The organism is Streptomyces sp. NPDC046261 (assembly GCF_040646235.1).
Lineage (GTDB): Bacteria > Actinomycetota > Actinomycetes > Streptomycetales > Streptomycetaceae > Streptomyces.
In genome coordinates, this window is sequence record NZ_JBEYZU010000016.1 from 15,415 (window position 1) to 38,242 (window position 22,828).

The following is a 22,828-nucleotide window of genomic DNA, read 5'->3' on the forward strand; positions in this document are numbered from 1 at the left end:
CAGGAGGGCGGTTCACCGCCGGGGGGCGTTCACCCAGGCGGTGAACTCAGGTGATCGTGAGCGTCGTCACTCCGGTCGCCCCCGTGAACCCGGTGGTGAGGCACTGCGGAACGCCTGCCTGAGGAAGGATGACGGTCTGTAGTGCGTTCCGGCCCCGGAAACGGCCTTGTGCGACAGTGCCGGTGATCGTGGTGACGACCTGGCCGGCCACAGCCGTGCTGGTGCCGGTGACCTGGATGACACTGGCGTCGCCGGTGCTCCACTTGACGATCCTCCGGTCCTCGAACCCGTCGAGGAGGTCGTTGCAGCCGGCGGAGATCGTGAACTGTTCCCCGTACGACCCGCTCGTGACCTCGCCCGCGCTGTCGACGCAGGAGCCGAACCGCCCCTTGGCCGTGACCTTGATGTCCCGTTCAGCGAACGTGACTCCGGGCCGGTAGGCCACCGACTCCGTTCCCTGGCACTGCACTCGCGCCGGTGAGTGAGCGTGGGCGGGGCTTGTGGCCGGTACGGCCGTACCGGCCACGGTGACGGCGGCCAGGGCCACGGAACGCATCCACGTTCTGATGACGGCCATGAGGGGTCTCCTTCGGGTCGAGCGGCGTGAGGTGTGCGATGCCCTGCTCGCCCGTCCGCGAGACCGGCTCGCAGGAGTGACGGGAAGGCATACGCGGTCGCGGTGAGGCGCGTGCATATATGGGCACGCCCCGCCTGTGCGGGGGGCCGCCCCACGGGCGGCTCGCGAGGGGGGAGGAGCGGTTCTCCGGAGGCCATGCCGTCAGTAGGGTGGGCGTGACGCTACGCCATCTCCCGGCTGCTGGCCCTGGAGTGTGATGGACGCCTTGAAGACCGGCACTCTGGCGGCACCGGGTGCGAGGCTCTACTTCGAAGTACGCGGCGCCGGACCGCTGTTGCTGCTCATTCCCGGCGGCAATTCCGACGCGGCCGTCTTCGAGCGCTTGGCTACCGCCCTCGCCACCGACCATCGCGTCGTCTCCTACGATCCGCGAGGGTACTCACGCAGTCCGCTCGAAGGCCCGGCGACGGATCAGCGGATCGAGGTGCACGCCGACGACGCGTACCGCCTGCTGGACCACCTGGCCGTCGCCGACGAGCCGGCACAGGTCTTCGGCAGCTGCTCGGGCGGGCTCGTCGCGCTCGAGCTCGCGCTGCGTCATCAGCGCCGGGTGCGGTCGGTGGTCACGCACGAACCGCCCGCGATGGGGCTGCTTCCGGACGCCGCGCTTCACCGGGCGTTCTTCGACGACGTCCACGAGGCGTTCCGGCGCGAGGGGGTGGCGTCGGCGCTACGGAAGCTCCAGCCCCTCTTCGGCGGCCGGCCCGCACCGGTGCTGCCGGAAGCACACGACAACAGCGCGTTCTTCCTGGCCCATGTGGTCCGGCCGACCACGCGCTTCGTCCCCGACCTCGCCGCACTCACGGAACTGTCGGACCGGGTCGTCGTCGCAGGGGGCCGGGACTCACGCACGCACCTCATCCACCGGCCGGCGCTCGTCCTCGCCGAGCGGCTCGGTCACGAACTGGCGGAATTCCCCGGCGGTCACGTCGGCTACGCGAAATACCCGGTCGAGTTCGCCAGGCGTCTCGCCGACGCACTGGCCGCCATGCCCGCGCCCCTTTCCCGCGCGCGACGACTCGGGGGTTCAGGGCCATGCGCATCGTGATGGGTGCCCAGAACTGCGGCTTCGGCCCGGCAGCCGAACTCGTCGCCGTGTCCCGGCTGCTCCGCGGTCACGAGCGGATCTTCGTGGGCGACGGCGTGGCGGCGGCGTTCGCCCGTCGTCACGCGGACGCCTTCGACGAGATCCACGAGATCACCGGGGCCTCGGGGACCGCCGGCACCGCATCCGCGGCGATCGACGGCCTGGTGAAGGAGAGCGATCAGGTCGTCTCCGTCATGGACGCCGATCTGGTCGTGCGCTCTGTCGTGACGGACCGGCCGGTGGTCATGGTGGACAGCCTCTTGAGCTTCTGGCAGGTCGGACGTCCACTCGCCCACATCCGTGACCTGTGCGCGAGCATGCCGCGCCGCTCCTTCGCCGCCGCCGACCGGCACCTGGGAACGCTCTCCCCCCACGAACGCGTCATCGCGGCCCACCTGCTCGCCACACACAGCGTGGTCCAGAACTTTCCGGGAGTCACGCACCGTACGGCCGAACTCGCCGACGCCGGTGGGGGCGCGGGCCCGGTCACGCATGTGACGGGTTCGGTCATCGACGTCGAGGGCCTGCGGGTCCTGCGGGACCTGCCGCGTGTGGCGGAACCGGAGTACGACCTGCTGATCAACGTCGGCGGATTCAAGAACTTCCTCCTGGACTTCGACGTCAACAACGACTACCTGCGCCTGCTCCACCGATGGGTGGCCGATCTCCTGCGCGACTGGCGCCGCTTCACGCACGTCCTGGTCTGCGGCGGCCCCTTCGGTGCGCACCGGGAGCAGACCGTCACCGCCGCCGGCCGGAAGGCCGACTACCGCTTCGTGCGGCAGCGCGCGCTGCTGAGACACGTGGCGAGCACGCCTCATTACCTGCTCGCGCCCGGACTCACCGCGCTCCACGAATCGATCGCACTCGCACAACTCCCCCTGGCCATCCACGAGCAGCATTACGCCCACGTCTTCACCGTGCGACAGCTCGACGGCACGCTCTTCGGCCGCATGGCCAGCCGGTTCGCGGACGTCCTGCCGCATCACCGCATATCCGAGGACGACTTCGCCGGGACCGCGGACCTCGTCCGTATCGCCGGTCGCATCCGCGAAGACGACGAGCTCTACGCCAGGTTCCGGCGGACGTTCAACGAACGGATCGAGCACTACCTCTCGCTCACCCCGGCGCAGCGGGAACAAGGCGTCAAGGAACTGCGGGGCGTGCTCGACGGTGATCCGATCTCTGCGGTGATGGCCAGGATCATCCCCACCCCGCACCCCCACACCCCCACGGGCACGGCGTGAATCAGCCGACGGCCGGTCCTTCCGCGCACCTGGACGCGCCGCGCGCACCGGCGATCTCGTCCAAGTGCCGCTCCACCCATGTGCGCAGCCCGGACAGCGGTTCGGCCACGCTGTGACCCAGGGCGGTGAGGGCGTACTCGACGTGCGGCGGCACGGCGGGGTGGACGGTGCGGGTCACGAAGCCCATGCCCTCCAGGCGGCGCAGGGTGCCGGTCAGCACCTTCGGGCTGATGCCGTCCAGGCGCCGTCGCAGGGCGCCGAAGCGCTGGGGGCCGGTCTCGAGAGCGCCGATGGCCAGGGCCGACCATTTGTTGGCGAGCAGATCGAGCACGTCGCGGCACGGGCACTGGGCCGCGTAGACGTCATGGTGAACGTGCGTGCCGGCCGTGCAGTCCATGACCATGGCGCGGTCTCCCCTCCCGATGAGCCTGGTATCCCCTGGATACTAATGTCCCTTGCGGGTAACTACCTCCCCACGGATACCGTCCCTCACGTTCTCGAACGACCGCGAACTCCGTGCAGGGGAGAGGGACACCGGACATGAGACAGCTGCGCACCATCCTCCACGAACTGGACCTGGACGGTGGGCGATGACCGCGACGACGGCCGTGGGGACGCCCGGGAGAACACCGGGCGCGATCACTGTCGGGAACATCGCCCTGTCCTTCCACCGCGCCACCGCCACCGTGGTCCGCCGGATCCTCGAGTCGTACGGGCACGAGGTGCGCAGCGTCGAGGCTCCGCACGAGGAGGCGTTCGCCCTGCTGGGGCAGGGGCGCATCGACGTGCTCGTCTCGGCGTGGCTGCCGGCCAGTCACGGCGGTTACCTCGCGGCGTGCCGCGACGACGTGCGCGTCCTGCGGCCGCACTACGCGCCGTACTGTCTGTGGGCGGTTCCGCCGTACGTGCCCGCCGGCAGCGTCCGGAGCATCGGCGACCTGGCCCGGCCGGAGATCGCCCGGCGGTTCACCCGCACCGTCGACGGCATCAACCCGGGGGCGGGCATCAGCCGCTTCTCCGTCCGCGCCATCGAGGAGTACGGGCTGGCCCGGCACGGCTACGCGTTCGCGCCCGGCACCGAGTCCCGGTTCGTCGAACGGGTCGAGCGGGGAGTACGCGAGCGCGAGTGGTTCGTCATACCCCTGTGGCGCCCCCAGTACCTCAACCTGCGCCACGGGCTGCGCCCGCTCGCCGATCCGCGCGGTGTGCTGGGCGGGGTGGACGCCGCGAGCCCGGTCGTACGGCGGGAGGCGGCCGGACGTATCCACCCCGGGGCTCTCGCCCGGCTGGAGAACCTGTGGCTGGGCAACGACGGCGTGGAGGAGATCGAGCATCTCGCCCACACCCCTGACGGAGGTGGTTTTTCAGCCTGACCGCCCACTGTCGGTCGAACCGTCCGCCGCAGGGGTACGGCAGAATCCCGGTATGCGTGTTGTGACCTTGTGTGGTGGAGAGAGCCCGGAGCGGGAGGTCTCCCTGGCCTCGGGCTGGTCGGTCGCCCGGGCTTTGGTGGAGCGGGGGCACGAGGTGGTGCTGGTCGACCCGGCCGCCACGGTGCCGGTCCTGGCCGGGCCGCTGCGACCGGGCGATCACGTCGACGGGTTCGCAGTCGGGAAGGAGCCGCCGTCCCTCTCGGAGCGGCAGCGGTTGCGGCGGCGCATGCACGCCGCACTGACCGGCGGTCCGGTCCTGGACCTGCTGCGCGACGCGGAGTCGGTGTTCGTGGCGCTGCACGGCGGCTGGGGCGAGGACGGGCATGTGCAGGCGCTGCTGGAGATGGCCGGCGTGCGGTTCACGGGCGCGGGCAGCGCGGCGTGTGCGGCGGCGTGGCACAAGGGGCGGGCGCAGGCGGTGCTGGGCGCGGCAGGTGTGCCGGTGGCCGAGCGGGTGCTGTGGCGGCCTCGGGCGGGTGAGGTGCCGCGGGACGTGGAGCGGCTGGTGGCGGCGGGGCCGGTGGTGGCCAAGCCGGTCGCGGACGGTTCGAGTGTGTCGGTCCACCGGGTCGACTCGCTGTCGCAGCTGGCACAGGTCGCGGCCGAGGTGCACTCCGGTGGTGTCGAGCTGCTGGTGGAGCCGTTCCTTCCGGGGCGGGAGTTCACCGTGTCCGTGGTCGGCGACGAGGTGCTGCCCGTGGTCGAGATCGAGCTGACGACGCCGGTGTTCGACTACGCGGCCAAGTACCAGCCCGGGGCGGTCGGCGAAGTGTGCCCGGCGCGGATCCCGGCCGGGCTCGCCTCCCGGCTGCAGGAGCTGGCCTTGCGCGCGCACCGGGCTCTGGGGTTCGGCGCTGACGCGTACTCGCGCACCGACTTCCGCTGCGACAGCGGCGGCGAGCCGATGTGCCTCGAGGTCAACGCCCTGCCGGGCCTGACGTCGACGAGCCTGCTGCCGCTGGCGGCGACGGGCGCCGGCTGGACGTACCCCGGCCTGATCCAGCGCGTCGTGGACCTCGCGACGCGCTGAGCACGGCCACGGCAGCGTCAGGCGGTCAGCCGGCGGTGAGGGTCCGGGCGAAGAGGTTCAGCAGGCGGTCCCAGTGCCGGTCGAGCCCCGCCTGGTCGAAGACCGCCGTGTCCGCCATGGTGAAGCCGTGCAGGGTGCCCGGGTACACCTCGCAGGTGTGGCGCACTCCGGCCTCGTCCAGGGCGGTGCTCAGCCGCGTGATCGCCTCGGGCGGCATCGCGTCGTCGTGTTCGGCGATCCCGAGATGGATCTCCGCGGTGAGCTTGGGAGCCAGCAGGTGCGGGCTGTCGGGCGAGTCCGTGGCCAGGGAGCCGGGGTGGAAGCCGGCGACGGCGGCCACCTGCCCGGGGTGGGCCGCCGCGGTCCGCAGGGCCAGCGCCGCCCCCATGCAGTACCCGACGACACCGACCGGGCCGGGGCGGACCTCGGGCCGGGCCGTCAGGAAGTCCAGGTACACCTGGGCGTCGGAGAGCGCGCGCTGCGGGGTGTGCTCGGCCAGCAGCGGCAGGACGCGGGAGAAGAAGACCTCGCGGTTCTCCGCCTTCTTCAGGTCCGGGATCTCGACCACGGGCGCGCGACCGGTGCGGTGGAAGACGTTGGGGACGAGGACGCAGTAGCCGTGCGCCGACAGCTGCTCGGCCATCTCGCGCAGCACGGGCCGCAGTCCGATGGCGTCCATGTAGAGGAGGACGCCGGGGTGGGTGCCTCCGCCATCGGGGAGGGCGAGGAAGGCGTCCGCCGTACCGTCGGGGGTGGGGATGTCGAGCATCCTGCTGGGCATTGCACACCGCTCTCTCTTGATCCGCACAATTGACGTCCGCCACGCTAACGCGCGCACGGCGATGACCCGCACGGCGGTCTACCGTCGGAGGCATGAGGGAGATCATCGTGGTGTTCGAGCTGGACAGGGCGCCGGCCGCGGCCGGCGCGGCGTCCGGTGGTGACGAGGCCCCGGTCGTCCGCCAGGTGCATGCGGCGCCCACCGCCCCGGGGTCCTCGGCGGTGGGTCCGCGGACGTTCTGCGGCAAGGACACGTTCGCCATGGAGGCGGCCCCGTGGAAGCCGTCGGAGCACGCCGGTTCCTCGTGGTACGCCCCGGAGTACGCCGACCGGGTCTGCGGCGGCTGCGACGCCGTGATGGAGGACGAGAGCTGACGGCCGGCCCGCACCCGGCGACGGTCGACGCCCCCGGACGGGTGAAGCCGTCGCCTTTCAGGCGGGGCGGCGCCCGGCCCGGGGGCCTCTGGAGCCGCTCACCGAGGGTAATCCGCCCGGCCGCTTCCCGGTCCCGCCAGGGCACGGGCCAGGTCGAGGATGTCGTCGGCGATGAGGTCGACGCCGGCGGGCGGTTCCACGGGGGCGGCGTCCGGGCCCCACTCCAGCGGGCGTGGGACATAGGCGGTGCGGAGCCCGGCCCCGGCCGCCGCCTCGAGATCATCGGGGTGGCAGGCCACCATCAGGAGCCGTCGCGGCTCCACCTCCAGCAGCTCGGCGGCCATGAGGTAGACGCGCGGGTCGGGCTTGTAGGACCTGGCCAGCTCGGCCGACAGGACGCAGTCGAAGCGGAGTCCGGCCTGTTTGGTGAGGCGGGTGAGCAGGCCGACTCCCCCGTTGGAGAGCGTGGCGGTGACGATGTGTGTGCTGTGGAGCGCCTCCAGACCGGGCGCGGCGTCCGGCCAGGGGCGCAGCCGGTGCCAGGCCCGCACCAGCGTGTCCCGTTCGGCCTCGCCGAGGGCGCCGAGCCCGTGTTCGGTCAGTACGTCGTCGAGCGCGAGGCGATGCAGCTCGTCCAGCGGCCGCCAGGGCAGGTCACCGGCCAGGACCTCGTGCAGGAACGGGCGGTATCGGCGCCGCCAAGAGTCGGTGACGGCGGGCCAGTCGGCGTGTAATCCGGCCCGGGCGGCGATGCCGGCCAGTTCCTCGCTCACGCTCGTGCGCCAGTCGGTCATCGTCCCGAAGACATCGAACACCGCGGCGTCGACATCCATGCGCCACCCCCGCCCTTCCGCTCGGCCGTTCGCGTCATGATCCGACGCGTGCGTCCGTCACGCTCACCGGTCAACAATTCGAAAAGCCTAGCGCCGGTGGTCATGGATCTGCTGGGATGGCCCCTCGCGGATGTTGGCATGGAGCACGGGGGCGGCACGTGGGGCTGGAGTTCGGGCATCGCCTCGGGCTGTCCCGGGCACTGACCGCGGTGCCGCTGTCACCGTTGGTGGGGTGCTATCAGGAGCTCGTCGCCCGGCAACACGCCTTGGGATTACGGCACATCGGCGAGGCCATGGTCGCCCCGGGCGGGCGCCTGCGCGTGCTCGACGGCGTGTACGTCTCGCGTGCGCCCCGTGGCTGGCGGCGCGTCGACGGAGCCACGCTGCGGCAGTCGGCCACCGGCGATCCCGCCGCCGGCGAGCTGTTGCTGCGCTTGGCGGAACTGCACGATCGGGACCGGTTGGCGCTGCGGCGGGTGCTGCTCTATCAGTTGACCGAGCTTCTGCAGGGCCAACCGCCGGGCGGACGGGACGCCCTGGCGGTCTCTCTCGGCGTCGAGCCGGGCGAGGTCCCGGCACTGGTCCACGCCGCTGGGGCGCGGCGCCGGCCGGACCCCACGGAGCAGGCGGCCGCCGAAGGACTGCAGGACGCGTGGGAGCGCAGACGGCTCGGACAGGCGGCCCGGCTGGCGGCCCAACTGCCGCCCGACGGCGGCGAGGACCCCTTCCTCGCGAAGCGCCTGCGGCAGATCGCCGCCCTCGTGAAGGAGACGGACGATTCCCTCGCCGCGGCGCACCGGCTGGAGAGGCAAGGGGACGTGGAGGGGGCGGCCGGCCGGTATCTGCACGTCGCCCGGCTCGCGGCCGACTCCGGGCGTGCGCTGCGCGGGCTCGTCCGTACGCACCGGCCCGCCAAGGGGGCGCCGGGGCCCCTGGCCGTGGAGCTGCTCGCCGCGGACTCGGTGCGGCTGAGCTGGGCCGACGACGCGGACGTCACGGCCTGGCGGATCATCCGGCTCGACCGTTCCACGGACCGTCGCGCGCCGTCCGTGACCGAGGTACGGGGCCGGGCGACGGGCGGGAGCGCCCAGGATCCGCGGCCGCCTCTGGGTGCCGAAGTGCGGTACGCGGCCTTTCCCTTGCGTGAGGGGTTCGTCGGCGGTCCGCCTCGTGTATCGGCACCCTTGCTCGTCGCGCCGGACGTGTCCGGCCTCCGGCTGGCCGACGGCAGGGAACGGGTGACGGCCACCTGGACACGGCCCCCGGAATCCTTCGGTGTCCGCGCGGTCATGACCGGGCCTGACGGCAGTGACCGCGAGATCGAGACCGTTGACGGCGGGTTCACCGCGCCCGGGCTGCGCACGGGGACGTACCGGGTGCGTGTCCGCTGTCGCTACCGCACCGCGGACGGCCGGGAGGTCGAGTCGCCGGGCGTCGAGGAACGCGTCACCGTCCATCCCTGGCCGTCACCGGTGGCCGGTCTCGTCGCGACGGCCCAGGACGGGGGCGTGCGTTTCTCCTGGACCGGCGGCGAGGACGGCGAGGTCCGGCTGGTCGAGTGGCCGGGGGACGCTCCACCGCCCGGCAGCGAACTCGGCGCCGCGATATCGGCCTTACCCACCCCCTTGGCCTGGCCGCAGGCCGCGGCGCCCGGGGTCCTCGTACCGCCGGCCGGTGCTGTCGTGCGGGTCACGGCCGTGGCGGTGCGTGGGGAGCGTGCCGTGGCCGGCCCGGGCATCCGCGTCGAGGCGCCGCATCCGGTCACCGCGCTGGCCGCCGAGCGCACCGCCGGCGGGCTCGCCCGGATCACCTTCGCCTGGCCTGCGGACGCGGGGCAGGTGACCGTCTCGGTGGAACAGGACGGGCACCGGGCCGAGCACCGCGTCGCTCGCAGCGTGTTTCTCCGCGAGGGCCTGTCCCTGCCGGTCGGCCCGTCGGCGGCACGGCTGACCGCGACGGCGGTGCCCCGTACGACGGACGCGACCGTCGTCCCTCCCCCGGCCGCCGCGACCGAGCTGCCCGCCGACGTCACCGTCGCCTACCGGGTGGTTGCCGGTTCCCGCCGCCCCCTGCGCAGAAGGCCGGCCACCGTGCAGATATCGCTGTCGTCCCCCGCCGGGGAAGTCGCCGCAGAGCTGCCCGAGTTCGTTCTCGTGGCCCGTCCGGGCACCGGTTCGCCGCCGATCCGGCCGCGCGATCCCGCCGACGGCACCACCGTGCTGCGGCTGAGCGGCGAGGAACTGCGCCGCGCGGGACGCGTCGAGCGCGAGATCGCCCCTGGTTCCTGCCGTCCCCCGTACGCTCTGCGAGGTTTTCTGCTCGGCGGCCAGGCCGCCTCCGTCCGCCTCGAAGAGCCTTCGCCCGCAACCCTGGTGGTCCGCTGACAATGACGACCGTCATCTGCCCCTACTGCTTCGACCGGGCCCCGGCCGCGAGGCTGCCGTACCGCTGTCTGATGACGGCGACCGGCGTGCGCGGCGGTCAGCCGTGCAATCCGGAACGCGACGATCTGTGGGCCGAGTTCATGGGGCCGAGCGTGCCGCCCGCGCTGCGGATGCGCGGCCCGGTCTTCCCACCGCCGCGCTCCCTCGGCGCACTGCGGGGCGCCGGCTCGCGCGCGGCCTGCCCCGGCTGCGGGGTTTCCACCCCGGTACGGGTCTGCCGCCGCTGTCACAGCGACTTCCCCAGCGACTACTGCGACCAGGACAGCCGCATCATCGCCCTGGTCGGCGCGAAGGCGTCCGGCAAGAGCACCTACGTGGCGGTGCTCGTCAACGAGCTGCGCAACCGGGTGGGGCGCTCCTACGACGCCTCGCTCGCCGCCATGGGCAGCGACACCCAGCGCCGTGACCGGGAGCTGGCCGAGGACCTCTACGACCGGCTGCGGCTGCCCGAGGCCACCCGCCCCGCGGCCATGGGCTTCAACGATCCGCTGCTGTACCGGTTGAGCCTGCCGCGGCGCAGGCGCCTGGGGGACGGCAGCCGGCACACCGCGCTGGTGTTCTTCGACGCCGCCGGCGAGGACCTGGGCAGTGCCGAGGCGATGGACCGCTACACCCACTACCTCCAGGCCGCCGACGGCATCATCCTGCTCGTCGATCCGCTGCAACTGGGCTCCGTACGCGATCAGCTGCCGCCGGGCGAGGGGCCCCCGCTGCCCGCCGTCGAGACGCCGCCGCAGCAGATCGCCGCGGACCTCGCCGCCCAGCTGCGGGCGCACGGCCGCGGCGGGTCACGCGGGCGGGTCACCACCCCGATGGCGGTGGCCGTGACCAAGACCGACATGCTGCGGCCCGTGCTCGGCCCGCACTCGCCGCTGCTGCGCAACGCCCCGCACCAGGGCGGCACGCTCGACGAAGGGGACCGGCTGGCCGTGCACGAGGAGATCCGCACGCTGATGGAGGCGTGGGACTCCGGTTCCCTGCGCCGGCAGCTGGAGCGGGACTTCGCCGAGCTGTCGTTCTTCGGGCTGTCGGCGCTCGGTTCGCCGCCGCCCGCGCAGGCCCCGGCGGACGCCCCCAAGTCGGGACCGCAGCCGCTGCGTGTGGAGGACCCGCTGCTGTGGCTGCTCGGCCGCCGCGGCCTCGTTCCCGTGCGCAAGCCCGGCAAGCCCGGCAAGATCGCGGCCCAGGGGGTCGGAGCATGAGCCTGGCGCAGCTGCACTACACCTCGGCCCCGCCCGGACCGGACGGTTCCGGTTTCCGGTTCACCGCGGTCTCCCCCGAGGTGCCCGCGTCGCTGGTCAGGGAGGCCGAGCAGCTCATCGGGTACGAGCCGCCGCGCGACGCCCCGCCGCGTCCCACGGAATCCGACCTCGCCGCCTTCCCCGAGGCGTTCAGCCACAGCGTGCTCTCCGACGGCAGCCGGCTGCTGGCCCGTACGGTCTACAAGGGGGCCGACTACAGCGGGCGCTGGGGCAATTTCCATGCCCATGCCGTGCATCTGCCCGTGGGGACGACGCTGCCGGGCGGCGTCCGGCCGATCACCGCCTGGCGCTCGCCGCGGTGGGCCTCCGCCACCCCCGACGGCGGGGTGCCGGAGCCGTTGGAGGCGTTGCCCGCCCCGGGTCAGCTCACCAAGGACGGCCTGGTGGCGTTCGCGGCCTCCCGCGCGCCGTGGCTCGCGGGTTTCTTCGCCGATCTGCGCAGACTGGCCGAGGACGACGCCGCGCCGCAGATCGTCCTCATCGAGCGGGACAGCGCCGACGTGGCCTGGTGGATCGCGCTGGCCAGCGCCGTACTGCCGCGCGAGAACGCCCACCGGCTGACGTTCACCACCTACACACGCCGGCCGCAGCTGGCACGGCAGCAGATCATCGGTGTGCTGCCGGAGGACGGGCGGCAACTGAGCGGGTACGACCAGCGGTACCGCGTGTACGACTGCACCGGACCGGGGCCCGCGCAAGCGGTGGCCGACGCCTGGGCGGAGACCGCCGCGCACATCTGGCTGGGCCGGGCCCCCGCACTGTTCATGGAGGCGGACCAGCTGCCGGGCGGCCCCTTCGCCCCCGGCCCGCTCGCCGCCCTCGCGCTCTGCGCGGGGCTGGGGCTCGGCACCGGCGGCCGCACCGAGGCCGCGGACTGGGCGCACGACCACGGTCAGGCGCTGGGGGACGAGCGGTCGCACCGTCTCGCGGCGGCGCTGTGCGCGCCCGCCCAGGACCGGGCGGAGGCCGAAACGGCCGCTCTGACGAGGCTGCTGCGCGCGCTGGACGGCAGGGCGCCGACCGCGACCACCGCGCCGCTCGCCGCCGTGGTGCTGACCGAGGCCGTCCGCTCGCCCGGATCCGTTCCGTCTCCCGTGCCCCTGCGGCGCGGCGCCCTCACCGAGGACCTCGCCCGGCGCCTCGCCGCCGACCTGGCCCCCGACCTGCGGGCGGGCCTCGTGGGCGCCGGACAGGACACCGCGCGGCCGGTGGAACTGCTGCGCATCGCGGGCGTACTCGGCGTGGACTGCTCGGACCTGCTGCCGCGGGTGGCACGCGGGCTGACCGACGCGCTGCTCGCCGACCCGGACGCGGTGCGCACGCCCGCGGTACGGCGCGCGCTGGAGGAGCACGCCGGGCTGCGCGCCGCGCTGTTCGACAGGCTCGACGAGCAGGCCGTGGCCGATCCGCCCGCCGCCGCCCGGCTGCTCGCCCTGTTCCCCCCGGGCCTGCTGGAGGAGTCCCGGGCCCTGCCTCATGTGCGGATGTGTGCCGAGGCGTCACGGATGACGGAGGGCGCGGGCGACCGCGTCACCGCCCTGAACGCCGTGGTGCGGGCCGCCGGGGTCTCCGTGTACGCCGAGCCGGACGTCCTGCGCACCGCGGTCCGCCTGGTGTGGGACGGCCGCACGCCGACCGCCGGGGAGGCGCGGCTGACGCTCGGCGAGATGGGGGCCGCCGCCCACCGCGCGGCCGGCACCTGGTCCGGGCTCGTCACGGCCGCGCTCGAAGGGCCCGTGGGCGACCCGGACGTGCCCGAACTCGCCCACGATCTGCTGCGCCGCTTCTCCGAGGACCTCGCGGCGCGCGAACGCGCGGCCCTGCTGCTCCTGGAATTCGCCCGCGACCTGCGCAACGGCTCGGCGGGCCCGGGCTGGACCGACCGGGCGCTCTCGCTCCGGAAGGTGGCCGAGCCGGTGGAACCCACCGTGCTCGGGCACGCCTTCGGGACGCTCGTGCACCGGCTGCTCGCCGAGGACCGCCCGGACGGAGAGCTGGACGCGCTGATCCTCGGCGGCGATCCGGACCTCCTCGCCACATACGACCGGGTCGCCCGCTCGGAGGCGGTCCGTGACCGGCTGCGCACGACTCCCTCGTACGCGGCGGACTGCTTCGTCGCCTGGAGTTCGCATCCCCAGGCGGGCGGCGCCTGGCAGGAGACGCGTACGGCGCTCCTGGACTCGGTGCTGCGTCCCGTCGTGCGGGAACTGCCCGCCACGGACATCGCCTCCCTCGAAAGCCGCCTGGAGGACAGGGGCGTGCGCTGGGCAGAGGAGTTCCGGGCGTGGAACCGGCCGGGTGCCTTCGGCCGGCTCGGGCGCCGCCTGGTGGGCCGGGGCCGGCGGGGCACGGCGGGCGGACACCGCTGGGGCGACGTGGAGCCGCCACGGAAGGACGGACGTCCCTCATGAGCCCTGTATCCCTGCTCGGTCTGGCGCTGTGGCTGACCGGTCTGGTGGCGGTGCCGCTGTGCGTCGGCTGCACCTTCTGGCTGTTCCTCGGCCGCTCGCTCATGGCAGCCGGGACCGTCCTCGGCCCCCGCACGGCCGGGGCACCGGACCCGCGGATCGCGCGCCTCGGCCCGGGCGAGCCCTCCCACCGCGCGTACTGGTCGCGGCAGATGTGGCTGGACGCCCTGTCGGCGGCACGCGTCGCGCTGCACACCATCTGGTTCCGGCTGACCTCCGAGTGGCTGAAGCGGTCGGCCGCGCGGCTGCTGCAGGGCCGCCGGCCGGACACGGGCCGGCCGGGCGAGAACGGGTTCACCCGCACCGTCCTGCGGGCCGTCGCCCCGGGAACGGCCGTCGGGGCGGCTGCGGGGGCAGCGCTGGCGGCACTGGTGGTGTCCGTGGCCCTGACCGTCCTCGGACTGCTGTGCGGCGGGGTGTGGCTGCTGGCCATGGCGGCCGTGTTCGTCCTCCGCGGCGCCGAACGCCTCGGGGCCCTGGCCCGCGGCGTCCGCATGAAGTGCCCCCATCCCGCCTGCTACCGGCCGTTCCCGCTCGCCGTCCACCGCTGCCCGGACTGCGGCGTTCCCCACGACGATCTGCGCCCCGGCCGCGACGGCGTGCTGTGGCACGTGTGCGTGTGCGGACAGCGCCTCGTCACGACCTCGTTCACGGGCCGGTGGCGCCTGGCCACCCGCTGCCCGCACTGCGACCAGCAGCTTCCCGAAGCGGTCGGCAGCACCCGCGTCGTGCACGTACCGCTGGTCGGCGGCACCTCCTCCGGCAAGACGATGCTGATGGCGGCGATGGTGGCGGGACTGCGGTCCTGGGCGCAGCGGAGCCCGCTGCGCGTGGAGTACGCCTCCGCGGCCGACCGGCAGGATGCCGGCGCGCTGGACCAGCAGGTGCGGCAGGCCGGCTGGGCGCACAAGACGCAGGGCGGCCAGCCCCGCGCCTTCATGCTCGTCGTCCGGCACGGCAGGAGGCGGCGACTGCTGTATCTGTACGACCCGATGGGCGAGTCGCTGCGCGACGCGGGTGCCGTGCGCGAACAGCAGTACCTGGCCCACGCCGACGGGGTGGTCCTGGTCGCCGACGTCCTCGCGGAACCCCAGGTACGGCGCGCACTGCGCGGCGCCGACGCCGAGCGCGCGGACGCCGCCCGCCCGGCGGACCAGGGACCGGCGGACACCTACCAGCGGCTGACGGGCGAGCTGGCGGCGCTCACGGGCCGGCGCGGGCGCATGCCGGTGGCCACGGTGGTCACCAAGCGGGACGTGCTCGACCAGATCACCTCGCTGCCGGTGCCCGGCGCCAGGATCGACCGCTGGCTGACGGACATCGGCCTGGGCGCCCTGGTGCGCGGCCTGGGGCACGACTTCGGCGCGGCCCGCTACTGGGCGGTCAGCGCCCACGCGGCCACCGGCGCGGGGGCGCTGGAGGGCGAACAGCGCCGGGCGGCGGAGCCGGTGCTGTGGCTGCTGGCCCGCTCGGGGCTGCGCGTGGGGGCCCTCGCCGACGGGACGGCGGCGCCCGGCGCCGTGGGCCCGCGCGGCACGACGGTACCCGATCCATCAGGGCGCTGACGCGCCCGTACGACGACCAGGGGGACAAGGAATGCGAAGGATCCGCGGCCGGAGCGCGCCATGACGGTGGTGAGACCGCACATCGCGCGAGGGCGCAGGCTGCTGCTCGCCCTGCTCGTCACGGCCGCGCTGACCACGCTGGTCCTGGTCGTGGCACTGACGCTGTACCTGGTGCCGAGGCTCGGCTGACGCCCGCCCGGGCAGGAAACGACGAAACGAAGGGACACGACGTGAGTGACATTCCCGGCGGGCCGATGGCCAACCGGCCGGTTCATTTCATCTGGCTGCTGGACTGTTCGTACTCCATGCAAGGTGAGAAGATCGCCCGCCTCAACTACGCGATCCGGGAGGCGATCCCGGAGATGCGCTCGGTGGCGCACGACAATCCCGCGGCCCAGCTGCTGCTGCGCACGCTCACCTTCTCCACCACCGCCCAGTGGCACCACAAGGACCCGGTCCCGGTCGACGACTTCACCTGGCAGGACGTGCAGGTGGACGGGATGACCAATCTGGGCGAGGCGCTGCAGCTGGTCTCGCGCGAGCTGCAGAGCCCGCCGATGCCGCAGCGTGCGCTGAAGCCGGTGCTCGCGCTCGTCTCCGACGGTGTGCCCACCGACGACTGGAAGGCCGGGCTGAAGGCCGTCGACGCCACACCGTGGGGCAGGAAGGCGGTCCGGGTGGCGATCGCCATCGGCGAGGACGCCGACCGGGGCGTGCTCCAGGAGTTCCTGGGCAATCCCGAGCTGCGGCCGCTGGACGCCAACAGTCCCAAGCAGCTCGCGGCCGCGATCCGGTGGGCCTCGACCGCCGCGGTCAAGGCGGCCTCGCAGCCGGTCGCGGGCTCGTCCGACCCGATGACGAAGAAACCGCCCTACGCCCCGCCGGTGCTGGACGACGACGATGACGACGTGTGGTGAACGAGCCGTACGTGCCGCACTGGCAGACGCTCACCGCGACCGTACGAGGAGTCGGCAAACAGCGCAATCAGGACTGGTGCACGGCCGAGGGGGACGGCACCGCGAAGCATCCGCTGATCCTGGCGGTCGCCGACGGGCACGGCTCCGCGCGGCACGCGCGCAGTGACGTCGGCGCCCGGCGGGCGGTGGATCTCTTCGCCGGGCAGGCCCGGGAGTTCGCCGGCCTCGCGGGCGCCGACGGTCCCGAGGGAGCGCTGAGCCTGAGCTGGCTGATGAACTACGCCCGCAACGTCATGCCCCGCCGCCTGATCGCCGAGTGGCGGCGCAACGTGCTCGGCCACTGGCAGCGCCAGTACGAACAGGACCGGGCCGGCACCGGGGCCGCGGCGCCCTCCGACGAGCAGAAGCTGCTGCTGTACGGGGCGACGCTGATCGGCGCCGTCCTGACCCCGCAGCTGTTCGTGGCATGGCAGTTGGGCGACGGCGAGCTGACGGTCGTCGAGCGCGACGGCGAAGTGCGGCTGCCGCTGGCTCCCGCGGAGGCGGACCTCGGGGACGATACGGAGTCGCTGTGCAGCCGCGAGGCGTGGCGCCTGGTCCGGGTGCACTGGGCGCCGATCGTGGCGCAGGACCGCACGCCGCGGTTCATCGCGCTGTCCACGGACGGGCTTTCGAAGAGCTTCGCCTCCGACGAGGGCTTCGTCCAGTTCATGGCAGGACTCGACACACGGCTGTCCGGGGACGGCGTGGAGGGCGTACGGACCGCGCTGCCCGACTGGCTGGCGACCGCCGCGCGGCACTCGGGCGACGACACCACCCTGGCGGTCGCCCGTCGGCCGGTGCGTGACGCCGGGCCGGCGGACGACGAACGACAGACAACGGAGAAACGATGAGCGGCATGCTCGACACCGGCACCCGCCTCACCGCTGAGAGCGGCGTGGAGCTCCAGGTCACCGGGATGCTCGGGGCCGGCGGCCAGGGCGAGGTCTACCGCGTACGGACCGCGTCCGGCGACCGGGCGCTCAAGTGGTACTACCCGGCATGCGCGACACCGGAGCAGGAGGACATCGTCCAGGAACTGCTCGCCCGGGACTTCGACGACGACCGCTTCCTGTGGCCGTCGACGTTCGTCCGGGGCACGCACCCTGGTGCGTTCGGCTATCTGATGGACATCCGGCCGGACCGCTTCAAGGGGCTGCCCGCGCTGTTCCGCAGGCAGCTGCGCACCACGCCCCGCGCCCTGCTGGCGGCGAGCCTCTACATGGTGGAGGCGTACCAGGCCCTGCACTCCCGTGGCATCGCCTACCGTGACATCTCCTGGGGGAACATCTTCTTCGACCCCGCCACCGGCGAGGTCCTGGTGTGCGACAACGACAACGCGGTGGTGGAAGGGGACGCCAGCGGCATCACCGGGACCATGGAGTTCATGGCGCCCGAGCTGGTCCGCGCGGTGCCGGGCGCCCGGCCCGGAACCCAGACCGATCTGCACTCCCTGTCGGTGCTGCTGTTCATGCTTCTGATGAACCACCACCCGCTCAAGGGCAAGCGGGAACTGGCCGTCCACTGCCTGGACGAGGCGGCCGAGAAGAAGCTCTACGGCAAGGAGCCGCTGTTCGTCTTCGACCCGCGGGACAGCTCCAACGAACCCGACCCCGTCGAGCAGTCCACCGTCCTGCACACCTGGGCTGCCGCGCCCCAGGTGCTGAAGGATCTCTTCACGCACAACTTCACCGTCGGCCTGCACGATCCGGCGGCCCGGGTACGGGAGTCCCAGTGGCGCGACGCGCTGCGGGCCGTGCTGGACGCCGTCGTCGACTGCGCGCACTGCGGGCGGCAGAACATGACCCAGCCCGAGGAGACCACGGCGGGGACCTGCTGGTCCTGCGGCGGCACCCTCGTGCTGCCGCCCCGGCTCGTGCTCACCACCCCGGCGCCGCGCGCGGAGCGGCATCTGCGGCTGCGTCGCGCCGCCCGGGTGCACGCGCACCATCTGGTGCCGGAGCCCACGCGGCACGACTACAGCGACGCCACTCTCGTCGCCGAGCTGACGGAACACCCGCGGAAGCCCGGAAGGTTCGGCCTCGCGAACCGTTCCGGGACGGCGTGGACGGGCACGCGGTCGGACGGCACGACCCAGCAGATCACGCCCGGCCAGACCGTCCCGCTGCGCTCGGGGCTCGAGCTGGACTTCGGCGGTGCGCGGGCCGTGGTGCATCCGAAGTGAGCGGGGGCGCGTCACGGGGCACTCACATGCCGATGACGCGCCCCAGTTCCTGGGCGAGGGCCAGCCCCGCGCTGCCCGTGGTCAGCGCCATCGAGATGGTCTCCAGTGCCCGCCTGACCCGCCCCGGGTCGGCGGGCCGCTGCTCCTGGCCGGCGCGCACCAGCTCGCCGCGTACCACGTCCGCCTGTTCGGCGAGCACGGGCAGGCCGTCGGCGCGCAGCCGGCCGGCCAGTTCCGTGGCCAGGCGCAGGGCCTCGGCCGCGGTCGCGCCGTGATGGTGGATCTCGATCTTTCCGCCGTCACCGAAGTTGCCGGGCCCGGAGATCTCACCGTGGAAGTTGAACGTGCTCATGCGTGCTCCTGGTCGAGGGGGACGGGTGTGGTGCCGGATCAGGGAGTACCGGACGGCTGCTGGCCCTGCCCGTACGCCGCCGAGATCTGTCCGTTGTTGCCGAAGTTGCTCGGCCCGGTGATGTCGCCGGAGAAGTTGTACGTCTGGGTGGTGATGACCTGCTGCGCCTGGTCGAAGGAGCTGGTGTCGACGTTGTGGTCCTTCAGGAAGCGTTCCGTCGCGATCAGTACGCCCTGCTGGAGGCGGTGCAGGAAGTCCTGTGAGTCCATGCGGTCGGAGTGGCCCAGCTGGTCCCAGGAAGCGACGCGTTCGCGGACGCTGTCCACGGCCCCATGGTCGTACACGGCGTGCCGCTTGCTGATCTCCTTGCGGCACTTCTCCAGCTCGCGCGCCCTGCGGTTGCGCTCCGCACCGCGCCGGTGGTTGCGGCCCGGTGCGCCGCGCAGCGCGGCCCAGGTCTGCCCGGTCGCGAACCGCACCAGGCTCCACCAGCGTTCGAAGCCGTCGATCGGCAGCCGGTCCACACGGCTGAAGGCGCCGCTCACCGGGGGGATCGCGTAGGCGGCGACCTCCCAGGAAAGGCTGGGGTGCTGGAGCCGGGCCCGCAGGTGCATCGACACGATGACGCGTCCGCCGTCGCCGACGCGCTCCAGGCTCAGATAGGTGCGCATTCCGGCACCCGGGTTCAGCAGGCCCGCCTGCACCAGCTGCTTGGGGATCTGGGCGAGGGGCCTGCCGAGCGGGTCCGGCAGCAGGTCCTCGCCGAGGTGGCGCACGTGGGTGCCCAGGACGTAGAGCCGGTTCCTGGCCCGCAGTCCTTCGAGGCCGGCGATGTTGGCCATCTCCCGGGCCACGTAGGTGTGCAGGTCGACGGCGTCGAAGTCCTTGATGGTCAGCTTGCCGCCACCGGGGGCGTCGGCCGGGCGGCTGATGTCCATGGGCTGCCAGACCACCTCTTTGATCTTCTTCCCGCTGCCCACGAACGGGTTGGTGCGCTCGGCGCTGGCCGTGTACGGGACGACGTTGGCCCTCTTCATCTCCAGCAGCCGCTGCTCGACCTCCCGCGGGGCCGGCGGCGCGAGTTCGTCGGGCTTCACGCCCGTACGGAAGACCTCCTGCGCGGCGTCCCGGGCCTGCCGCTCCGCCGAGTACACCAGCCACCACGCGGTACCGAACACCGCGAGCAGCCCGCAACCGCCGGCCGCCCGGGCGGGGGACGGCCCGCCGGTGAATCCATACAGCACAAGGAGCACCGCCGCCCACAACCCGGCGAACAGCCAGGCGAGTCGGCGGTCCCGGGTCTCCACCCGCCGGACGGCGGCCTGGGCGTGCCGCACCAGCGCCACCAGATTGACGCCGAGTGGCAGCCCGATCGCGGTCATCCGGTCCGCGGTGAACTCCTCGTGCACGTCGAGGGCGAAGCCCTCGTCCAGATGCGTCGCGGCACACAGCCGCCGCGTCACCGCGTCCTGCCGGTACTTCGGCAACGCGGGTAACTGCTTTCTCCCCATGCGCCCTCCCCAGGCCGGCAGCAACAGTACCGCTCGGCCCGCGTGGCATCACGGGCCTTCGGCTCCCGGTACCGGCTCCAGCCGGTAGCCGTCCCCTTCCGGGACGACCAGGCCGGCGGTCGGCGGTGGGAAGTGGGTGCCCAGCAGCAGGGTTTCGGTACCGGCGAGTGCTGCCAGGAGCGCCCGGCGGGTGCGCGCGGCCCGGTCGGGGTCGGTGTCCACGCAGCTGCCGATGCCGGGGTGCGCCAGTTGCACGGGGTGGTGGACGCAGTCGCCGGTGATGACGGCCGACCGTCCGGCGCTGCGGAGCTCCACCGCGACCTGTCCCGGGGTGTGCCCGGGTGTGGGCAGCAGCCGTAGCCCGGGAACCACCTCGGCGCCGGCCTCCGGCACGTCGATCAGGTCGAGGAGCCCGGCCTCGCTGACGGGGTGGACGGAGTCGTGGAACATCTGCCGACGGTTGTCGTCCATGTCGGCGGCCGCCCAGTGGTCCCATTCGGCGCGGGAGGTCAGGTACCGGGCATGGGGGAAGGTGGGCACCCAAGCGCCGTTTCGGGAGCGGGTGTTCCAGCCGACGTGGTCGGTGTGCAGATGGGTGAGGACGACGAGGTCGACGCTCTCGGGTGCGAAGCCCGCGGCGGTCAGTCGCTGGAGGTAGGCGGTTTCCAGGTCGTGCCAGGCCGGGTTGGCCCGTGGCTTGCCGTTGCCGATGCCGGTGTCGACGAGCACGCGCAGACCGTTCGCCTCCACGGCGAAGGTGTGGGTGGCCAGGCGGAGTGTGCCGTCGGCGGCGGCGAAGTCGGGCCGAAGCCAGGGCGTTCGGGATACGACGGTGGGGGTGGCGTCGGGGAGCAGCCAGCCGCCGGTCTGCGGGGGCAGGGTCATTTCGTCGACGCGGTGCACGACGAAGTCCCCCACGGTCCAGGTGGGAGCGGGGCCGGCGTCCGGTGAAGTAGCCGGGAGCACGGGCTGGTTCATGCACACACCTCCGTTAACGCAGTTTCTTTGCTTTAGTGGACCGTAGCCCGTAGGGTCCACTAAAGCAAACCTTTCGCTTTTACGAAGCCGGAGGGCCACTCGGCCCTGCCCGCACGCCTGAAAGGACCCCCATGGACGACATCGTGCCCCGGCCCCCTTCCCCCTCCGCACAGGCGGCCCCACCCGACGCGGTGGCCGCGACGGCACACCACATCCGGGCCGTCATCAGCGCCTTGGACGCACTGGAGTTGGGGGACACCCCTCCGGCCCCGGTCTACGACGCACGACAGGGGGTGACCACCGGTGCGACCATATGAGCTGACGCTCGCCGACGCCTCCGCGGCGATCGCCGCCGGCGAACTCTCGCCCGTGGAGCTGACCACCTCCGTCCTCGACAGGATCGAGGCGGTGGACGGGCACCTCAACGCCTACGTCACGGTCGCCGCGGACGCCGCGCTGCACACCGCCGCCCAGGCGGAGCGGGACATCGCGGCAGGCGGATACCGCGGGCCGCTGCACGGCATCCCGATGGCGCTCAAGGACCTCATCGACGCCGCCGGCCTGCCGACCGGGGCCGGTTCCCGCGTCCGTGCCGGCCACCTGGCCACCGCCGACGCGACGGTCACCGCGCGGCTGCGCGACGCCGGTGCCGTGCTGCTGGGCAAGACCCACACGCACGAGTTCGCCTACGGGCTGATCACGCCGCAGACCCGCAACGCCTGGGATGCCGGCCGGGTGGCCGGCGGGTCCAGCGGAGGGTCGGCGGTGGCCGTCGCCTCGGGTACCGCGGCCTTCGCCCTGGGCACCGACACCGGCGGATCGATCCGCGTCCCGTCGGCGCTCAACGGCGTGGTGGGCCTCAAGCCCACGTACGACCTCCTGCCCCGGCACGGCGTCGTCCCCCTGTCGTGGTCCCTGGACCACGTCGGGCCGATCACCCGCACGGTCCGCGACGCACAGTACGTACTCACGGCCCTCACCGGCACCCGCCCGGCTCCCCCCGGCCCGCGGGACGCGACGGCGGGTGCGGCGGGGCTGCGCGTCGGCGTCCCACGGAACTACTACTTCGACCACGTCACGCCCGAGGTGGAGACGGCGGTGCGCGCGGCCATCACCCACCTGCGCGAACTCGGCGCCGTTCTCGTCGACGTCGACATCCCGATGACCGCGTACGTGCACGCCACCCACTGGGGCCTGATGGTCCCCGAAGCCACCGCCTACCACGAGCCGTCGCTGCGCTCGTCCGCCCACCTCTACGGGCCGGACGTACGCACCCTTCTCGAAGCCGGAAGGTGCGTCCCGGCCGGTGACTACCTGCGCGCCCAGCGCGCCCGTACCCTCATGCGGGCCGCATGGGGACGACTCTTCGACGAGGTCGACGTCATCGCGGCGCCGACCGTGCCCATGACCGCCGTCCGGACCGGACAAGAGGTCGTCGAATGGCCGGACGGCAGCACGGAAACGGTCCCCGACGCCTATGTCCGGCTCTCGGCGCCGGCCAACCTCACGGGCATGCCCTCCCTGTCCCTCCCGGTCGGCCTCGACGCGGCGGGACTGCCCATCGGCATGCAACTGATCGGCGCCCCGCTGGCGGAAACGATGCTGCTGCGCATGGGCCACGCCTACGAGGAGACCCGGGAAGCCCCCTCGACGGGAGACGCAATTCCTTTGCGTTAAGGTGGCGC

22 protein-coding genes are annotated in these 22,828 nt (G+C 73.1%); 15 read left to right on the forward strand and 7 right to left on the reverse strand.

Features of this window, described 5'->3' with window-relative positions:
* Positions 1-46 precede the first annotated feature (46 nt).
* Positions 47-577 carry a hypothetical protein gene (locus tag ABZ956_RS23935; protein ID WP_361897219.1) on the reverse strand — a complete coding sequence of 177 codons (531 nt, stop codon included), beginning with the start codon at positions 575-577 and terminating at the stop codon, positions 47-49.
* Between the two features lie 256 nt (positions 578-833).
* Between ABZ956_RS23935 and ABZ956_RS23940 the strand changes: the two genes are divergently transcribed.
* Both ABZ956_RS23940 and ABZ956_RS23945 read left to right on the forward strand, forming a co-directional pair.
* The gene (locus ABZ956_RS23940) at positions 834-1,685 is read left to right on the forward strand and encodes an alpha/beta fold hydrolase (RefSeq protein ID WP_361897222.1); all 852 of its coding nucleotides are present in this window, start codon (positions 834-836) and stop codon (positions 1,683-1,685) included.
* Complete coding sequence (locus ABZ956_RS23945; RefSeq protein ID WP_361897224.1) at positions 1,673-2,971, forward strand: hypothetical protein; 1,299 nt, start codon at positions 1,673-1,675, stop codon at positions 2,969-2,971. The genes ABZ956_RS23940 and ABZ956_RS23945 overlap by 13 nt, the downstream gene beginning before the upstream one ends.
* Position 2,972: 1 nt before the next feature.
* Here the strand turns inward: ABZ956_RS23945 and ABZ956_RS23950 are convergent, their stop codons facing one another.
* Entirely contained in the window at positions 2,973-3,374 is a 402-nt protein-coding gene (locus ABZ956_RS23950; protein WP_361897227.1) for a helix-turn-helix domain-containing protein, read from the reverse strand.
* Between the two features lie 187 nt (positions 3,375-3,561).
* Between ABZ956_RS23950 and ABZ956_RS23955 the strand changes: the two genes are divergently transcribed.
* Both ABZ956_RS23955 and ABZ956_RS23960 read left to right on the forward strand, forming a co-directional pair.
* Positions 3,562-4,344 carry a glycine betaine ABC transporter substrate-binding protein gene (locus ABZ956_RS23955; protein ID WP_361897230.1) on the forward strand — a complete coding sequence of 261 codons (783 nt, stop codon included), beginning with the start codon at positions 3,562-3,564 and terminating at the stop codon, positions 4,342-4,344.
* A gap of 52 nt (positions 4,345-4,396) precedes the next feature.
* Complete coding sequence (locus ABZ956_RS23960) at positions 4,397-5,434, forward strand: D-alanine--D-alanine ligase (RefSeq protein ID WP_361897232.1); 1,038 nt, start codon at positions 4,397-4,399, stop codon at positions 5,432-5,434.
* 25 nt (positions 5,435-5,459) lie between these two features.
* Here ABZ956_RS23960 and ABZ956_RS23965 read toward each other — a convergent pair whose 3' ends face one another.
* Positions 5,460-6,215, reverse strand: a complete 756-nt coding sequence (locus tag ABZ956_RS23965; RefSeq protein WP_361897235.1) for a dienelactone hydrolase family protein — start codon at positions 6,213-6,215, stop codon at positions 5,460-5,462.
* A gap of 92 nt (positions 6,216-6,307) precedes the next feature.
* Here ABZ956_RS23965 and ABZ956_RS23970 point away from each other — a divergent pair, with 92 nt between their 5' ends.
* On the forward strand, positions 6,308-6,589 hold the full coding sequence (locus ABZ956_RS23970; RefSeq protein WP_361897238.1) for a hypothetical protein: 282 nt from the start codon (positions 6,308-6,310) through the stop codon (positions 6,587-6,589).
* 98 nt (positions 6,590-6,687) lie between these two features.
* Here the strand turns inward: ABZ956_RS23970 and ABZ956_RS23975 are convergent, their stop codons facing one another.
* The gene (locus ABZ956_RS23975; RefSeq protein WP_361897241.1) at positions 6,688-7,422 is read right to left on the reverse strand and encodes a haloacid dehalogenase type II; all 735 of its coding nucleotides are present in this window, start codon (positions 7,420-7,422) and stop codon (positions 6,688-6,690) included.
* 158 nt (positions 7,423-7,580) lie between these two features.
* On the opposite strand from ABZ956_RS23975, the gene ABZ956_RS23980 reads away from it, so the two are divergent.
* The 8 genes from ABZ956_RS23980 (at position 7,581) to ABZ956_RS24015 (ending at position 18,302) form a co-directional block, all read left to right on the forward strand.
* The gene (locus ABZ956_RS23980) at positions 7,581-9,806 is read left to right on the forward strand and encodes a hypothetical protein (RefSeq protein WP_361897244.1); all 2,226 of its coding nucleotides are present in this window, start codon (positions 7,581-7,583) and stop codon (positions 9,804-9,806) included.
* A gap of 2 nt (positions 9,807-9,808) precedes the next feature.
* The gene (locus ABZ956_RS23985) at positions 9,809-11,068 is read left to right on the forward strand and encodes a hypothetical protein (protein ID WP_361897247.1); all 1,260 of its coding nucleotides are present in this window, start codon (positions 9,809-9,811) and stop codon (positions 11,066-11,068) included.
* Positions 11,065-13,539, forward strand: a complete 2,475-nt coding sequence (locus ABZ956_RS23990; protein ID WP_361897250.1) for a GTPase-associated protein 1-related protein — start codon at positions 11,065-11,067, stop codon at positions 13,537-13,539. Before ABZ956_RS23985 ends, ABZ956_RS23990 begins: the two co-directional genes overlap by 4 nt.
* Positions 13,536-15,161 (forward strand): hypothetical protein, encoded by a 1,626-nt coding sequence (locus ABZ956_RS23995; protein ID WP_361897253.1) that lies wholly within the window; start codon positions 13,536-13,538, stop codon positions 15,159-15,161. The genes ABZ956_RS23990 and ABZ956_RS23995 overlap by 4 nt, the downstream gene beginning before the upstream one ends.
* Positions 15,162-15,221: 60 nt before the next feature.
* On the forward strand, positions 15,222-15,350 hold the full coding sequence (locus ABZ956_RS24000) for a hypothetical protein (protein WP_361897256.1): 129 nt from the start codon (positions 15,222-15,224) through the stop codon (positions 15,348-15,350).
* Between the two features lie 65 nt (positions 15,351-15,415).
* Positions 15,416-16,078: a tellurium resistance protein gene (locus ABZ956_RS24005; protein ID WP_361897496.1), complete on the forward strand. Its 663-nt coding sequence runs from the start codon at positions 15,416-15,418 to the stop codon at positions 16,076-16,078.
* The gene (locus ABZ956_RS24010) at positions 16,072-16,971 is read left to right on the forward strand and encodes a protein phosphatase 2C domain-containing protein (RefSeq protein ID WP_361897259.1); all 900 of its coding nucleotides are present in this window, start codon (positions 16,072-16,074) and stop codon (positions 16,969-16,971) included. The genes ABZ956_RS24005 and ABZ956_RS24010 overlap by 7 nt, the downstream gene beginning before the upstream one ends.
* The gene (locus tag ABZ956_RS24015; RefSeq protein WP_361897262.1) at positions 16,968-18,302 is read left to right on the forward strand and encodes a protein kinase; all 1,335 of its coding nucleotides are present in this window, start codon (positions 16,968-16,970) and stop codon (positions 18,300-18,302) included. The genes ABZ956_RS24010 and ABZ956_RS24015 overlap by 4 nt, the downstream gene beginning before the upstream one ends.
* A 22-nt stretch (positions 18,303-18,324) precedes the next feature.
* Here ABZ956_RS24015 and ABZ956_RS24020 read toward each other — a convergent pair whose 3' ends face one another.
* Genes ABZ956_RS24020 through ABZ956_RS24030 form a run of 3 tightly spaced genes read right to left on the reverse strand, consistent with a single transcriptional unit; the run spans position 18,325 to position 21,143 of the window.
* Positions 18,325-18,654, reverse strand: a complete 330-nt coding sequence (locus ABZ956_RS24020; RefSeq protein WP_361897265.1) for a hypothetical protein — start codon at positions 18,652-18,654, stop codon at positions 18,325-18,327.
* A 38-nt stretch (positions 18,655-18,692) separates the two neighbouring features.
* A complete protein-coding gene (locus ABZ956_RS24025) occupies positions 18,693-20,165 on the reverse strand; it encodes a hypothetical protein (RefSeq protein ID WP_361897268.1) in 1,473 nt (490 codons plus the stop codon).
* 48 nt (positions 20,166-20,213) lie between these two features.
* Positions 20,214-21,143, reverse strand: a complete 930-nt coding sequence (locus ABZ956_RS24030) for an MBL fold metallo-hydrolase (protein ID WP_361897271.1) — start codon at positions 21,141-21,143, stop codon at positions 20,214-20,216.
* Between the two features lie 131 nt (positions 21,144-21,274).
* Here ABZ956_RS24030 and ABZ956_RS24035 point away from each other — a divergent pair, with 131 nt between their 5' ends.
* On the forward strand, positions 21,275-21,460 hold the full coding sequence (locus tag ABZ956_RS24035) for a hypothetical protein (protein WP_361897274.1): 186 nt from the start codon (positions 21,275-21,277) through the stop codon (positions 21,458-21,460).
* A complete protein-coding gene (locus ABZ956_RS24040) occupies positions 21,447-22,820 on the forward strand; it encodes an amidase (protein ID WP_361897277.1) in 1,374 nt (457 codons plus the stop codon). The genes ABZ956_RS24035 and ABZ956_RS24040 overlap by 14 nt, the downstream gene beginning before the upstream one ends.
* Positions 22,821-22,828: the final 8 nt, after the last annotated feature.